The organism is Collimonas sp. (assembly GCF_035566375.1).
In the GTDB taxonomy this organism is placed as follows: domain Bacteria; phylum Pseudomonadota; class Gammaproteobacteria; order Burkholderiales; family Burkholderiaceae_D; genus Collimonas.
In genome coordinates, this window is the sequence record NZ_DATMRK010000083.1 from 1 (window position 1) to 15,574 (window position 15,574).

The window sequence follows — 15,574 nt, forward strand, 5'->3', positions numbered from 1 at the left end:
CACAGCGGCGAGCCTTTATGCACGGACGCCGACCGGCGGCAAAGCCGCAAGGGGATTGGCGTTCGTGCAGATCGGCCGATTTAACAGGAAACATAAAAATCCAGGAAAGACGGACACCTTTGGCACCAGTCCATATAGCACCAAGTGTAGGTGAAGATTGCATTGTCGGCAATCAATGGACAACCTGAGAAACATGAATGACAGCTAACGGCGATATTGTCGACAGGCAGCTCTTGGCCGGCGCCGGCCATTCCCGGCCAGCACCAGTTTGACCGCTTCAGCCCGGAATTCCGGCGTGTATGTCTTCAATTTCATTTCAGTTCTTCCGTTTGATAAGTTTATCAAACGGAAGTGTCCGAAAATGTCAGGCTACCTCAAATGCTGGAGATATTTTGAAATCAAATGCATCACTTCGGCAGCTGCAGCCACTCGTTGACCCGCTCAGGATGGGCGGTAACCCATTTTTCTGCCGCAACATCCGGCTTTTCGCCATTCTCCACTGCCAGCATCACGCTATCAATTTCACCCGGTTTCCAGGAAAAACTCTTCAGCAAATCATTGATAGGCTTGGCCTTGGTTGCCAAGCCAGGATTGGCAACGCTGTCGACATGCTCAGCATCACCGTATACGTTCTTCGGATCTTCGAGGAATTTTAGCTTCCACTTGGCAAACATCCAGTGTGGAATCCAGCCGGTCACGGCGATAGGCTTGTGAGCCCGGATTGAGCGGTCCAGTTCTGCTGTCATGGCGCTGCCGGAACTTGACATCAGTTTGTAATCCAGACCGTAGTCTTTAATAGCCTGCGCGGTCTTGGTCATGACGCCGGCACCTGCATCAATGCCAACGATGCGCCCTTCAAAAGCCGACTTTTGTGCCTGCAGATCACCGACAGTTTTTGCCGTAACGTAATCCGGCACAATCAAGCCGATCTTAGCATCGTGAAAATTCACGGCCAGATCAACCACCTTATCTTTCAGCTTGTCATAGTAAGCACCATGGGTGGCGGGAAGCCAGGCCGACATGGTGGCGTCCAGACCGCCATGGTCCGCACCTTGAGCGACACCTTGCCACATCAGACCGGCAGCAACAGGGACTAGCTTGATCTCATAACCAAGTTTTTTTCTCATCACTTCCGCTGCGACGAAAGTGGTGGCGACGCTGTCGGACCAACCTTCGACATAGCCGATGCTGATGATGGGCTTTGTTTCTGCGCCAGCAAAACCCGATGCCAGGGTGACTCCTAAACCGACGCTCAGACAGCACAACTTGGTTGCTAAAGAACTGGGTATCATTTTCATCGCGAATCTCTTAAAAGTGAAATGGTAAGAGGATGGATTTTTTATACAGAAACAAGTAATGCAACACATTTACCTTTTTCTATTTTTATCATCGTCTATCGACGAAAAAAAAATATGTCATTTACGACGAAATTTCGAGAAAATGCGACGCCGGTATCAATGCCTAGATGCGCAACACCGGCGGATATGGCTTGCATAAAAATGGCCGCTCAACTACGAATGAGCCAAACAGAGAGTTTCCCCAGGGACGTCTCGCTACTGCCACTAATCGAAAAAATTACAAGATATTGCAGACTGGCGCGGCGAGCTCAAGCAGCGTGACAGTCCGCATTACCCGGATGCTGCTTAGAACTTGTGACGCAATGCTGCCCGGATGGCAAACTGCTTGTCATTACCCGAAAGGCCACCAGAACCAGGAATGTAGGCTTGATCAAGTGACGATCCAGTCAGATCTCCACCAACTTTTTGGTAAACACCTTGCAGATAAACGTCAGTCCGCTTGGAGAAATTGTAATCAGCCATCAGGCCAAGATTAGACCATTTCGGTTTGGCATTACCAACCGTTGTATCGTACTTGGCTTGCGTGTAGGTATATATCGCGCCGGCGTAAAATGCTGGCGTGAATTGATACTTGGCATTGATTTCGTAGTTACGGAACTTGAGCGAAGACAGCGTGCCAAGGACTGGTGCAAACGAGTTGATGTAAGCATTGCCGCCAGTTGGATTGGTCAGATTAGTGCTGGTATACACGAACCCAAGCGTTGCCGCGCCAATTGTGTAATTGATGCCAGCACCGAAAATCTTTTGCTTATCCGCCAGGAAGTTAGCGTCGGTTGGCGTGATGGAGCCGTTGGCAGTAGTCCCGACACGACTCAGATTCATGTACGCCAAGCCAGCAGACAATGGGCCGTTAGCATAGCTTGCCCCCAGACTGTAGGTACGGTTTTTAGTATTGTCGCCGGCTACTTCGCCGAAGCCATACAGGCCACCGAATTGGAAGCCGCTAAAAGTTGGGCTGGCGTACTTGACCGAGTTATTAATGCGGAACGAGTTGTCCGTGTTGTCGTTATCCAGCGGATGCGAAAACAGATAGCCAGCCCAGTTGCCATTCGCTGTCATTGGAGCGAGATAATCGACCACGGAGTCATATTGACGCCCCAGTGTGATGGTACCGGTAGTCTTGCTCGACAAACCGACCAATGCCTGGCGTCCGAACAGCAAGCCTCCCTGTCCCAGCTTACCGGTATCTGCAGAAAAACCGTTTTCGATCTGGAACAAAGCGCTCAAGCCATCACCCAGATCTTCGTTACCTTTGAAACCAAGGCGACTACCTTGTGCGTAGCCGCTTTGCAGTTGAACTACGCTTTTACCACCGTCATTATTGGTGTAGTTCATGCCCAAATCGATAACGCCGTAGATTGTGACGTTGGTTTGGGCTTGTGCCATGCCAGCAATGCCACTCAGCAAACCTGCAGTCAGAATTATTTTCTTCATGTCTGATTCCTAATGATTGGAAAAATCTATTTTTTTACCGTTACCAACCATAACCGCACAACAATGCGCATTACTAGGATTGGCCCTCCCCCCATCGCTCTCCGATCAAAACTGCGCCGGTTGGTGATGGTTAGCGTCAGCATGTCACAGCACAATATTCGAGACCAGTTGGCTTGACTCAAACTATTGCTATCTGTCGTAATAGTTTGATAAACCGTCGCAAAACATCCTGTACATATCAGAAAAAAACAACAAATCTCGGGTACGCACTTAGATCGCATGTATTCCGTTTTGCTAATTGTTGATTTACTGAGATGGACCCGACACCACTAATAGGATCAGACTAGCGTTTCATCCAATTTACGTGTGGGGATCATTGCGCAGACACCTGCTGCTTTCAAGCGCGCCTTGCCAGCCATCCTGGCCAAATGCAAAGGCGACATGAGCAGTACCTTCCAGGCGCTCTTGATTGAATTGCTAGAGCAGATGCGTATTTTGGAGGAACGGATAGCCCGTATCAATCAGTGGATCGCAGCGTTCGTGAAGAATTCGGTGTTGTGTCAGAAGATTCAGGTAATAGGTGGCGTTGGACCGATCACCGCTACGGCAACGGTAGCCGCCGTTGGCGAGGCCAAAGAGTTCAAGAATGGCTGTCACTTGTCCGCTTGGCTCGGCTTGGTTCCTCGACAATATTTTTCTGGGGGTAAGTCAAGATTGCAGGGCGTCAGCAAACGCGGTGACACTTGCCTGCGAACATTATTGATTCACGGCGCCCGCGTAGTATCGTAGTATTGCGCCATCCTGATGGCGTTGACCTCACGGTTCATGAATGACCGCCTGATGCGTGTTGCGACGAGCAGCAAGCGCCCGTATCAGATGGTCAAGCAGGTTCCTTGAGCGTCTGCAATGCAGCGGTTGCGGCCATTGGTTTTATATAACGTGGTTATTGATATCGGCGGTATCTACCAGTCTCGGATGTAATTCTGAACGGCGGATCAACTTCAAATAGCTGCCGTTCGCCGATTCAAACAACAAACATTTTGGCGTCACTGCGTTTGAATGGTCGCTTTCTAAACTTTGAAAGACCGGACCCGACCCCAAGCGGTCATAGCAGTTTCCTGAAACCTGCCATTAAACATTGAGATAAACGAGGCGTCGTCTGCCGAAAATAGCGGAATGAAATCGCAATCGGAGATTCAGAATGACCGGCGGAACTGGATTATGAATTTCTCTTCGCAGGCGATAAATACTGAGCGTCAGACGTAAGGGGCGGCTTTCTCATTACTTGCGTGAACCCGTTGGAACGGAAGGATATGGTGCTATTCCGAGGCCAGTTGATTTCAATCTTCCACGCGAACGAAGAGTAGCCATTGGAGTACGTGACAATCTCCCGGTGAATTTCGTGAATGGCCATTGGTTGAAACGCAGCAGTTGACGAAGCGTAATCAATAGAAATCACCAAGTTCGTAACATCGTGAAATGTCAGGTCCGCAGGAGCCACTCGGAACATAAACGCATTGTTTGGACTTTCTGGGGGCAGCCATTCAACAATGAAATCAATGTCTAGAATTAGCTCACCGCTACATCCGTCCGCACCTTCGACGATGCGGAATCCGTGAATGGCGTTGTCGTGCCAATTGAACTTCTGGAAGTTGTCAGAAATTGTCACGGCATTGCACCAAACAAATAGGTTGACTCGTGCGAAGCGCCAGCATCGACCGACGAGTTAGCGCTCATGCACCTGCCTCCGGGTTGTAAATAACGAAATGTGGCGAACGTTCAAAACCTTTTTGTTTATCTGACAGATGCTCATGTTCCCAGTCGCGGCCTCTTGCTTCCATCCCATCCGCCGAAGCTAAAATAAACTTCGCTATTTTCCGTAGCTCGTCGGGCGTCGCAACGAGCGTAATTTCGGCCAACTCGGCTAAACTCATGTCCGCAAGTGGAAGTCCTTCATCTTTGTATCCGAATATCTTCATTAGAATTTGTGTGTTTAACTGATGTACCAAGCCATACCAATCTTGTGGGATTCGCGAATGTCGCTTTTTGGCCGTCTTGAGTCAGTTGCGACAGGTCATGGAAGTCTCGTCGTTTGGGGCCATCTTTTAAGTTAATTCAGCAGATGAGTTCCCCAAGTTCAACCATATCAGTTGGTTCCAATTTGAAACTGATATTTTGCTTAGGACAAATTTCTTCTTTACCTCGAAAAATATGAATGTCGACGAGAGATGTAAGCTCGGCTTGATTATCCTTACATAGAAAATACTTCGCCGCGTCCTCATTTTCTGGGGTAATTTGCGTCGAGTACGGGCTTATTGATACGTCAAAGCGAGCTTCATATGCTTTAATTGCATCGCCGAGCGTTTCTGCATTCGACTCAAAAGCAAGGTCAGTATGAGGGCATGGACTACCCGTATATGCGTAGCGCGAATTCTTTGGTCCGAAAATTAGAGGCATGTTAGACGCGGATAGTAAATTGCAGTCAGTTTAGCAAACGTTTTCGACTGTCCGGAGTTGGCCGATTTAGGAAGTTCAATCACCTCGCCGCAACTAGAAATTCTTGAGCGAGCCGCTCAGCTTCACCTATTGACTCCACTTGCACGCAATGTTCCTCTGTCCACCACTCCCCAATCAACTGAGGAACACCTGGTACCTTGACATAGCCGAGCACCCTAAAAAAGCTACCGGGAACTTGATAGACACGAGCAAGGCGCTGACTATCGAACGAAGTGTGCGATGCACAGCAATCCCAGGTGACCGGTTCCGTATAGGAGAAATAAGCGCCTTCGATGAGTTCTGGTGTCATAACTTTGCGATATTTACGTAGAGGTTATCACCGGCTGCTATTGGCCGATGCCGGCCAGCTGTAACCGAAAAAACTCAATCGTTTTTAAAATCAAACTGATTAGATGATATTAGCGCTCAGTAGTAAATAATGCTTTCTCAACTTCACAATAGCTTCGACCGTCGAGTTCTGAGCTAACTCATCAGCCACCGCTTGAATAAATTCCCTCGCTTTTTCTAAAGATAATCCGACAACTTGGTTCGGAAGCCAGTCGTCATTGAGCGCCGTCTCGTATGCCTCAATAATATCTACTAGGTATGCGCCATGAGGCGATTGCCGAAATTTAGCGTAGTCGGAAGGCGAGCCCAATCTTTGCGAAAGCTCTTGTACGTGCGCTGAGCCAGGATAGTCTGGATTTAGGCAACGATGGGATTCTGCGAATTCCCGTGCTTCAGCGATGATATGAGGTTCAAGCATGTCGCCATCCTGATAATTGGTTAAATTGAAAGGTACAACGGCATGGCCGCTTCTGGCCGATACTCGCCGAAGATGATGAGGTCGATTTGCAGCCATCAAGGACGCAAAAACGTTTCCTGGCCAGCCCGCACAACTAACGCACAGCACGACGGCGATGAGTTCTCAGGCAGCAGGACATTTAGCAAGTCAACCAACGAGAACTTGAGGCGCTCAAACTCTCCATCCGCTATACCATCTAGGTCCGCGACACGGATAAGGACACTATCCAGCTCATCAAATCCACTCCGCTCAACGTACACCGTACCGGATTTCCCAACCAGGTCCAATACCTGCAGTCTCGCCTTTTCCTCAATCGGAGTACGTTTCTCATGCCGTTCGCGTTGCCGAGTCATTTATATCCTAACAGTACGGTGAGCGTCGATATTTAGGCAAACCACCGACTGCTGTTGGCGGCCGATTGCAGCCATTTATTAGAAACTATAAAACTAGAAATTTTCCACCCTGGCGCTCAAAATCTTGACGGGAGGCCTCTGTTTCTATCCTCGCGAATGTTTCAGGACTATAAATATCTCGATAGAACAGCTGAGGTTTTTTATACACTTTGCGGAATTCTTGAAATGACAGCGTCGTAATGTCGACGTCATAAGTTGGCTCTACAACCGTGACTAGCCACGAGCACACCAAGTCCGCTCTGTTCAAGACATTGTTAACGCGTGACTCAAGTTGGGTATAACCGCTAAAGTCTTTTGATGTATTTTTGAGCTCGTCGCCTGTCATCATCGTAACCACTATCTCGTGATTCAGAACACTAGTCAGCGATACCCAGCCCATAGTTACCATGTCCGTGTCGCCCGAGAACTGGGCGATTGGAAAACTCTTGCCGGTTTTTTCCGATGTTAGCAAAAGGATAGAGTCGTATATTGACTTCGGGACCTTGTTACCAACGAAGAGTTTTTTCAGGATGTTCATACCGCGGGTGCCTCGTTAAGTTCATCGAGCAGTCAGGGTAGTTGCTCGCCAACAATATTCCGGTATCGTGCCACGAAATGATTGGCAAAACAATATTAAATTGGAGGCGGCCGCGAAGGACCGGTTTTGGCCGATTGCTGTCTGAGCGCCGAATGTAAGTGCTGCCGTTGCTATAGCTATTCCTCCGACTGGTTAATTACAATGTTTTTTATCTGGCCTGTTTCGAATGTAAAAAAAACGACCGAAGTATTTACTCCTGATTTGGGAATAAAAAATTCGATTCTCTTGTTTCCCAGCTCGTGAGTTGCTGGAGCAGCATAACCAACGAAGGGAGCTGGCCCTTTAGGATCTGCAGTTTGCAATCGATCCGCTGCTTCCTTTTCAGATAAGGCATCGCTGCTGTCGGAAACAGTCATCTCGCCGCTGCTGCCAAAAACATTTTCAACAAGTTCTACTGTCAATCGAGGATCAGCTGATGTCCCTGGAACCACAACATTTGCATGCAGTATTCCAGAATTTTCATTTTTTTCCTGCAAATCAAACTCAATAGATGTGCCATAAAGTTTTTTGGTGTTCGCAAGAACATCTCCCAAATTTGATACTGCACTTAATATCTCCAAATCATTCTTTTGTGTTCTTACAGTTTGCACCTTTGCCTTGCCGCCAAAAAATCTTTCTAAATTTTCCGCGGTATAGAAATCGGCACGTATTAATAAATTACGGTCGATGGAAAACTTAATATTTTGTAGTAGCTCTCGTGGCGTCGTTGGCTTTTTAACCATGTCGAAAATATCGTACCTTGATATGCTGTCAGAAAAATTCATGGCTTGCGTCGGTTTCGCATGCGGTATGTTCTGCGCCGCCTGCTGGATAGATGCATCAATAGCATTGGCAAATATTGGAAATGTTGTACTTCCAAGAAATATGCCCATCATCAATAATCTATGCGCATTCAAATGGCGAGAGTTGTCTAATAATTTCATATTCAAATTGAACGTTGGATGTCTGTAAATGGCCGGTAGCAAATTTAAGGTGCACGACGGCTCTCAATAGATTCGACAAAGAAGTAGCCGGGATGGATGAACGGAGGTCGGTTTAAATTGTCCCCATACAAACGAATTCTTTCGCCCTGAGTTCCCAGTTCAGGTTTGTCATTCATTGACGCCAATGCTCCAGAAAAACACGAATCTTTACGCGAAACTGAGGCTTCGCCGTTCTGTCCAAGGTCGAATTTACCTTTGATGACTCGTGCGTTAGCAAGAGTCAAAATTTCTGGATTCTCGGCATAACCACACAGCGGGCCATACGGCCCAGTTTCACACTCCTCCTGGCCACCTGTGCGCGTGATGTCGACGACAGTCGCTTCAACAATCCATTCGGCAGCCTCTTTGCACTCTTGTAGATCCTTGCAGCCAAAGTGCAAACATGGATGATGGGCTTCAGCGACGGGGGTGGCGGTCAAAAGTATGGTCACAAATAGCGAAAATAATGATTGATTCATGCGGGTCTTATCCTTAGTTATATAGCGCTGCTGAGTGACCGTTTTTGGATGTCACGGCAACCGGCTGCTTCTGGCCGGATACGGACCGTCACATTATGCGGTGAAATACCAATATCACTAGTTCCCTCAAACCAATCCGGTTTTAGATAAAATCGCGCATCTTCTATCCGTTGGAATCTGAATTAGTACACGTCATTGGACGCTTCCGAGGTCTCCATCAATGCTCAGAAAATCGCCGTTGATGCTCCGAGAGCCGCCTTCCTGCCTCGAAAGCTCGCTGTTCTGCCTCGAAAGCTCGCCGTTCTACCTCGAAAGCTCGCCGTTCTACCTCGAAAGCTCGACGCTCTACCTCAGGAAGTTCGAAGTCCTGCTTCGGAAGCTCAATGTCCTGCCTTGGAAGCCCGACACCCTGCTTCGGAAGCTCGGCGTCCTACCTCGAAGGTTCGCTGGCCGGCTTCTGAAGCAGGACGTCCTGCCTTGGGAGGTTCGACATCCTGCTTCGGAAGTCCGAAGCCGAACTTCAGAAGCACGACGCCGAGCTTTCCCGGCCCGACGCCGCACCTCGCAAGCGGCTAATGCTCTGCGGCGCTTGCACATCTGCTGTTGAGCACTGCAATACGCCGCTCAGCTTGTTCCGATAGCGTGCTGGCGGCGGCCATTGCCATGCGGGTCAGGCGCTCGGTGTCGGGCACATTCAGTGTCGGCGGGTAGGCCGGATCGCCCTCTTCTCTTGCTTGATTGCTGGCGTGAACCAGTTCCAGACAGGTTTTAATCCCTTGCGTTATATCCAGGGTGTGCGCCAGGAATTGCATGGAGGAGTCGATGCGCAACTCTTCGGCCAGCCATGAAAACGGCTGGTGGTCTGCTTTAATTGCGGAAGGTGAAAATAGCGGGGGCGTGCTGGTGCTAGTCATAGCCGACTCCTTTGCTAGTAATTACGCCGCTGTCCGCTGCAAAACGGGAGGGCGGCAGATGGCAGGATTTGCAGACCGGCATAACAAAGGAAAAACCGGCAGCCCGAAGGCTCCCCACCATCGCCGCCCATAAGGACGTGCAAAGGTGAGCACAAACCACGTGGAGCGGTCTGTGCACTTTGTTATAGGTCAGGCTGCAAAACCCGTTCCCTTCTTTTTCAGGGACGGGGACGACTATAAACGCTATCAGCGGCGATGACAATCCACCCACAGCTCAAAAATATTCGATAACGGCAAGCTCAATGCCAGGCCACGCATACGGCCGAATTGAATCGACCGTCTGTTCACTTGAACCCAAGCGGAATCAAGTCGCCTTACACAACTCCGCCGTCACCCGCAAAAATTTATCAATGTCCTGCGCTGAATTGCAATGCAGCGGCGATATCCGCACCGCGCCATCCATATCGAAGGATTCCAGCATCCGCTTTGAATAAATGCTGGCCGCCGCCCGTTCATAGACGATCACCCCTCTCTTCTCATATTCCCTGACGGCCTGGGTGTGATCCAGATTATCAATACCGATGGCAACGATCAGATCGCGTTTCGACAGGTCTTCATAATCCAGGAATACCTTGACGCCATTCAAGCGCCTGAGGCCGGCGATTTCGGCAGTACCGTTGAGCATCCTCGACAGCAAAGCCCGTTCGTGCAACGCGATCCGCTCAATCCCGCTAACGAACAGCGCGCGCCGCTCATCGCTATCGATGAATTTGGCGCCGAGCCAGCACACATAATCGACGATTTCGGTCACCACGGAAAACTGCCAGGGAGCGGCGCTGCCGAGATCCCAGAAATTGGCTTTCTTTCCGCCTAGTTTGTGGTGCGGCAGTACCGACGCCCTGTCGGACAGCCATGAAATGCCGGAGCCGCGGCAGCCAAAGAATTTGTAGGGGGCAATGTTGATGCCGTCGACCGGTGTTTTTTGAAGATCGATCAGGCCGTGGGGGGCATGTTGTACCGCATCTACCAGGATATATACGTCAGGGTTGATCTGGCGCGCCTGTTTGACGATGTTTTCGATATCCAGCTTGGCGCCTGAAATATTCGATGCATACATCACGTTGAGCAGGCAGGTATCGCTATCCACCAGCCTGGTGATTTCTTCTACATCGACGCCACCGGTGACTGGATTGCTTTTGGCAACCCGCAGTTCCTTGCCGAGTTTTTCGGCGTAGAGCGTCATCGCGTCAAAGGCGGAGGGATGCTCCAGCACGGTGGTCACCATATTGGTACCGCTAACATTTTCAGCGACTGCTCTTACCATGTCGAACATGGCTGCGGAAGCGGTCAGCGAGGAATAGACGCTGCCGCCAGTGGCGTTCAAGATGGTCCGGACATCCGCGGTGCCGGCTTCCTGCATCTTTTGCAAAGACAAGGCGGTTTGGTGAATCCGTTCCGGGTTGTCTGGAATCGAGTCTGCCTTGGCAAATTGTTCGACAGCTTTCTTGAGCCGGAAGGAACCTCCGGCATTGTCAAAATACAGCCGCTCGCGGTCGGCTGGATCGCTATCGACGTAGTGGAAACGGCTCTTGATCTCTTGCATCAATTCGTCGGAAAAAAATACTCCTTGGCTCACATCCATGACTAATATTTCCTTTTTAAAAAGCGGTCGTTCCGGTATTGCGGCGACCAGAGTCAAATAGTTCAAATGGTTTTTTTTCGATAAACCAGCATGTAAAAAAGGGGCGAATCTCTAGTGAGAGCGCAGATCGGACAGGAATTTTTGAGCGCGCTCGCTTTGCGGCCGCAGGAAGAAATCCTCGGGGGTGCCGGTCTCGATCAGGCGGCCGTGATCCATGAACCAGACCCGGTCGGCGACTTCGCGTGCGAAGCCCATTTCATGGGTGACGCAAATCATCGTCATGCCGTCGCGCGCCAGGCTTTTCATCACTTGCAGCACCTCGCCCACCATTTCCGGGTCGAGCGCGCTGGTGGGTTCGTCGAACAGCATGGCGGGCGGATTCATGGCGAGGGCGCGGGCAATCGCAACCCGCTGTTGCTGGCCGCCGGAGAGTTGGCCGGGGAAGGCGTCAGCCTTGGCTGCCAGGCCGACCCGTTCTAACAATTCGCGGGCGTGGATGCGCGCCTGGGCGCGCTTGGCGCCGAGCACATTGACTGGCGCCACGATGATGTTATCCAGCACCGACAGATGCGGAAACAGGTTAAAACTCTGGAATACAAACCCAACCCGCGCACGGAACTGATTCAGGTTGAGCTTGGGGACATGGATATCTTCTCCGTCAAACACGATCTTGCCTTTTTGAATCTCTTCCAGCCGATTCACGGTACGGATCAAGGTGGATTTGCCGGAACCGGACGGACCGCACACCACCACCACTTCGCCTCTTGCAACTTCGGCCGACACATCCGCCAGTGCATGGTAGGAGCCGTACCATTTGTTGACGCTATCAAAAGTGATCATATTCGGGGAACTGATACTGTTGCCAAAGGGGGTAAGTGTCATGATTGAGATATTTCAGTTTAAGGAGCTGCGCTGCGCGGTTATCCAAGATATTCAAGTTATTCGACCGCCTGCGCTATCACCAGATTGACGTCTGGTTCAGCCGGTTTTTTATTGCCGGCACCGACGCCAGCCCGCTTCTTGCTGATTCGCCGCTCCAGGAAATGTGCGAACTGCGATAGCGAGAAGCACAGCAAAAAGTAGATCAGCGCCAGCAGCATGAATACCGGGAATGGCTTGGTCAGCAAGGTGGAGTTGACCTGGTTGGCGGCAAAGGTCAACTCATTGACGCTGATCACATACCCCAGGGAAGTTTCCTTGATGGTGGACACAAACTGGCTCACCATCGCCGGCAGCATGTTGTACAGCGCCTGCGGCAGGATGATGTTGACGATGGTTTGCATATAACTCATGCCCAGCGCTCTGGCTGCCTCGCTCTGCCCTCGGGGCAATCCCTCAATGCCGGCTCGAATCACTTCGGCCAGGTAGGCCGCCTGATAAATGACCAAGGTGATCAGCATCGTGGTGAAGCCGCTGACGGTACTGCCAATCAGCAGCGGCACGAAAAAATAGACCCAGAAGATAAACATGATCAGGGGTACGCCGCGCACCACATACACCACCACCGTGGCGGGCAGCCTGATCCAGCGTAGCGGGCTGACGCGGGCGATGGCCAGCAGGATGCTGACCGGGAAAGCCAGCGCCAGTCCGGCCACCGACAGCAGCAAGGTAATCGCCAGGCCGCCCAGCGGGCCGTTTGGATATTGCCCGATCAGCAGCAAAATCCAGTTGTCGCGCACGATATTTATAATGTCGATCATGATTACCTGGCCTTGATCCGATAGCGGTGTTGCAAGCCGGCCCCGGCGGCCATGATCAGCAGTGATATCGCGAGATAGATGGAAGTGGCCACGATATAAATTTCGATGGTGCGAAACGATTGGCTTTCAATTTCGCGTGTGGCGTAGGTCAGTTCGGCGACGCCAATCGCCATTGCCAGGCTGGTGTTCTTGAACAGCAAAACGGTGTGGCTGATCAGTGTCGGCAGCGCTATCCGCACTGCCTGCGGCAAAATGATCAGGCGGAACGCCTGCAGGTAACTCAAGCCCAGCGCGCGCGATGCTTCAAGCTGCGATTTGGGTATCGAACGGATGCCGCTGCGCAGGTCTTCCGACATATACGCGGCCATGCACATGCCCACCGCAATGAAGGCAAACAGGAATTCACTGCGCTGGGCATTGATCCAGTGCTGGACAGCGGGCGACAGCAAAGTCGGCACGCCGAAATACCAGATGAATATCTGCACCAGCATCGGCACGTTGCGGTGGTATTCGACGTAGACCGAGACGGCGCGTTCAGCCCAGCGGTTTTGCGTCATGCGGATCAGCGCCAGCAGTGTGCCGAGCACGATTGCCAGCAGCCACGCAAAAGCCGTCAGCTGCAGCATCGTGACAATGCCGTCGAAGATCCAGTGCCGATACACAGGGTCCAGCAAGACCGAAAAATCAAGCTTCGAGTTCATGGCGAAGATGTCTTATGAATTGACATGCCCCTATCCTTCCCAGCGCAGCAGGTGACAGGGGCGATGTATTGTTAGCCCTTGATTGGCTCGATCTTGAAACCGCGGTGCAGCTTGTAAGGGGAATTGGCGCCCAGCCATTTGTCGAATATCTGCGCGGCCTCGCCGGATTTCTCCATCGATTCAAGCACGTTGTTTACCTGTTTGATGAGCCCGCTCTCTTCCTTGCGCATGCCGATTCCCCATGCTTCGTTGAGCACGGCTGGTTCGAGGATGTCGATAGGGGTAGTGGCTTCGGTTTGCTGCTTGAATTTAAGCAGCATCAATTCAGAAACGGCAAAGCCGTCAACCTTGCCTTGCTGCATCGCCAGAAAGGCTGCCGGAGGATCTTGGAAGGTGACGGTGGTCGCCGTCGGAATAGCCGAGCGCACCGCCATTTCGGAGGTTGAGCCTTTGGGCGCGCTGACGCGCTTGCCGGCCAGGTCTGCCGGCTTTTTGTAGCCGTCGGAGCGTTTGGTAGCAACCTTGGTCAGGCTGACGTAGTAACTATCGCTATAGGCGATTTGTTGAGCGCGCTCGGCAGTCCAGCCGAGATTGGCGGCGAGCACGTCTATGCGGTTCTGCTGCAGTTCGGGGATGCGGGCGGCTACCGAGATCAGTTTCAGCTCAAGCTTCACGCCCAGGCTCTTAGCCACGGCCTTGCAAAAATCCACGTCGTAGCCCTGCACTTCACGGGTGGCCGGGTTGGGAAAACTGAATGGTTCAGCGGTGCCAAGCGTGCCGCATACCAGTACCCCCTTCTGCTTGATATCGGCCAGCTGGTCTGCCGCTGCCGAAGCACTGACAAGCAGTAGCACGGCGGCGATGGATGCGGCTCTTTTAATGTTAAACATGGTGTCTCCTGTTCCGGTTGGGTGAATTCGTTTAGTAATCAATCAACAACAGCTGCCGACAGCAGAACCGGCGGCGTTGTTTGTAGTCCGCTTTATAGCCGGTTTGCAGCCCGTTTTGAGAATAATAAAAGGTCTCAATAATTAAAAAAAGCGATATTTAATTATGAGTTAGCATCGCTTTAAGTGATGTATTATCCTTCATCGGCAGCGTTGAATTCAGGAGATGCGCAATCATGTTTTCTTTCAAGCAACTGGAAGCAATCTACTGGATCGCCGAGCTGGGCGGCTTTGACGCCGCTTCCAGGCATCTCAACACCACCCAATCCGCCATCTCCAAGCGTGTAAAAGAGCTTGAAGCCGCGCTCAGCACGGAGCTGTTCGACCGCAACCATCGGCAAGCGCGCTTGTCGGAAAAAGGCGAGGAAATGCTGCTCATCGCCAAGCGCCTGCTGGAGCAGCGGGATTTGGCGATCGAACAGTTCAGCACCCCGGAAATCGTGGAGAGACGCTTGCGCATCGGCGTCACCGAGTTGACAGCCATGACCTGGCTCCCTCGTTTGGTGCGCCTGGTGCGGGCGCACTATCCCAAGGTGGTGATAGAGCCGGATGTCGATCTGAGCGTGAATCTGCGCGACAAGCTGCTGGCCGACGAGGTCGACATCATCATCACTCCAGACGCCTTTGCGGAAGCCAGGTTTTCCCTGATCCCGCTGGCCATGGTGAAGAGTGTCTGGATGTGCAAGCCCGGCTTGCTGCCTGTCTCACGCGTATTGCGCATGCATGAGCTGGCTTCATACACTATCCTGACCCAGGGCAATATGTCCGGAACCGGCATCATTTATGACAGGTGGCTCAAATCGCAGACCATTTCAGCGGCCAATTCCATCAGTTGCAACAGCCTGGTTGCCCTGATCGGGCTGACCGTATCGGGGCTGGGGATCAGCTACCTGCCGCAGCAATGCCTGAGCTCGCTGGTAGAGCGAGGAGCGCTTGAAGTGGTGCAAACTTCCCCTGCCCTGCCGGAAATTTCATATGTCGCCATGTACCGAGGCGAGCGCAAAAGCGTATTCATTTCCTCGATCATCATGCTGGCGCAGGAGTGTTGCGACTTCTCTGATTTATTTCAGACGGATGAGGCAGTTATTGACGGTGTCAGCAGCAAGACGACAGGGAGATCCGGGGTCGATTTGTTCTAGGCTCTGC

The 15,574-nt window shown here is 51.5% G+C and carries 15 protein-coding genes and 1 pseudogene; 2 read left to right on the forward strand and 14 right to left on the reverse strand.

Going from position 1 to position 15,574, the window contains the following annotated elements; translation table 11 throughout:
* Positions 1-407 precede the first annotated feature (407 nt).
* Together VNZ60_RS24075 and VNZ60_RS24080 are read right to left on the reverse strand one after the other, a co-directional pair.
* Positions 408-1,292: a glycine betaine ABC transporter substrate-binding protein gene (locus VNZ60_RS24075; RefSeq protein ID WP_325663858.1), complete on the reverse strand. Its 885-nt coding sequence runs from the start codon at positions 1,290-1,292 to the stop codon at positions 408-410.
* A gap of 351 nt (positions 1,293-1,643) precedes the next feature.
* A complete protein-coding gene (locus VNZ60_RS24080) occupies positions 1,644-2,792 on the reverse strand; it encodes a porin (RefSeq protein WP_144737942.1) in 1,149 nt (382 codons plus the stop codon).
* A 573-nt stretch (positions 2,793-3,365) separates the two neighbouring features.
* On the opposite strand from VNZ60_RS24080, the pseudogene VNZ60_RS25330 reads away from it, so the two are divergent.
* Positions 3,366-3,575: pseudogene (locus VNZ60_RS25330) on the forward strand (transposase); the annotation flags it as partial.
* 950 nt (positions 3,576-4,525) lie between these two features.
* On the opposite strand, the gene VNZ60_RS24090 reads toward VNZ60_RS25330, so the two are convergent.
* From VNZ60_RS24090 to VNZ60_RS24145, 12 genes are all read right to left on the reverse strand, one after another.
* Positions 4,526-4,771: an Imm32 family immunity protein gene (locus VNZ60_RS24090; RefSeq protein ID WP_325663766.1), complete on the reverse strand. Its 246-nt coding sequence runs from the start codon at positions 4,769-4,771 to the stop codon at positions 4,526-4,528.
* A gap of 557 nt (positions 4,772-5,328) precedes the next feature.
* Entirely contained in the window at positions 5,329-5,598 is a 270-nt protein-coding gene (locus VNZ60_RS24095; RefSeq protein ID WP_325663768.1) for a hypothetical protein, read from the reverse strand.
* Between the two features lie 99 nt (positions 5,599-5,697).
* Complete coding sequence (locus tag VNZ60_RS24100) at positions 5,698-6,054, reverse strand: hypothetical protein (protein WP_325663769.1); 357 nt, start codon at positions 6,052-6,054, stop codon at positions 5,698-5,700.
* Between the two features lie 477 nt (positions 6,055-6,531).
* Positions 6,532-7,023: a hypothetical protein gene (locus tag VNZ60_RS24105; protein WP_325663770.1), complete on the reverse strand. Its 492-nt coding sequence runs from the start codon at positions 7,021-7,023 to the stop codon at positions 6,532-6,534.
* Between the two features lie 176 nt (positions 7,024-7,199).
* Positions 7,200-8,006, reverse strand: coding sequence for a hypothetical protein (locus tag VNZ60_RS24110; RefSeq protein WP_325392763.1), 807 nt, complete (start codon positions 8,004-8,006; stop codon positions 7,200-7,202).
* 44 nt (positions 8,007-8,050) lie between these two features.
* Positions 8,051-8,524 (reverse strand): hypothetical protein, encoded by a 474-nt coding sequence (locus VNZ60_RS24115; RefSeq protein WP_325663771.1) that lies wholly within the window; start codon positions 8,522-8,524, stop codon positions 8,051-8,053.
* A 572-nt stretch (positions 8,525-9,096) separates the two neighbouring features.
* Positions 9,097-9,438, reverse strand: a complete 342-nt coding sequence (locus VNZ60_RS24120; RefSeq protein WP_325663773.1) for a hypothetical protein — start codon at positions 9,436-9,438, stop codon at positions 9,097-9,099.
* Between the two features lie 364 nt (positions 9,439-9,802).
* Positions 9,803-11,080 carry an aminotransferase class V-fold PLP-dependent enzyme gene (locus VNZ60_RS24125; protein WP_325663775.1) on the reverse strand — a complete coding sequence of 426 codons (1,278 nt, stop codon included), beginning with the start codon at positions 11,078-11,080 and terminating at the stop codon, positions 9,803-9,805.
* A gap of 111 nt (positions 11,081-11,191) precedes the next feature.
* A complete protein-coding gene (locus VNZ60_RS24130; protein WP_325392773.1) occupies positions 11,192-11,920 on the reverse strand; it encodes an amino acid ABC transporter ATP-binding protein in 729 nt (242 codons plus the stop codon).
* 98 nt (positions 11,921-12,018) lie between these two features.
* The gene (locus tag VNZ60_RS24135) at positions 12,019-12,780 is read right to left on the reverse strand and encodes an amino acid ABC transporter permease (protein ID WP_325663776.1); all 762 of its coding nucleotides are present in this window, start codon (positions 12,778-12,780) and stop codon (positions 12,019-12,021) included.
* 2 nt (positions 12,781-12,782) lie between these two features.
* A complete protein-coding gene (locus VNZ60_RS24140; RefSeq protein ID WP_325663778.1) occupies positions 12,783-13,481 on the reverse strand; it encodes an amino acid ABC transporter permease in 699 nt (232 codons plus the stop codon).
* Between the two features lie 71 nt (positions 13,482-13,552).
* The gene (locus tag VNZ60_RS24145; protein WP_325663780.1) at positions 13,553-14,371 is read right to left on the reverse strand and encodes an ABC transporter substrate-binding protein; all 819 of its coding nucleotides are present in this window, start codon (positions 14,369-14,371) and stop codon (positions 13,553-13,555) included.
* 233 nt (positions 14,372-14,604) lie between these two features.
* Between VNZ60_RS24145 and VNZ60_RS24150 the strand changes: the two genes are divergently transcribed.
* Positions 14,605-15,567, forward strand: coding sequence for a LysR family transcriptional regulator (locus tag VNZ60_RS24150; RefSeq protein ID WP_325663782.1), 963 nt, complete (start codon positions 14,605-14,607; stop codon positions 15,565-15,567).
* Positions 15,568-15,574 lie beyond the last annotated feature (7 nt).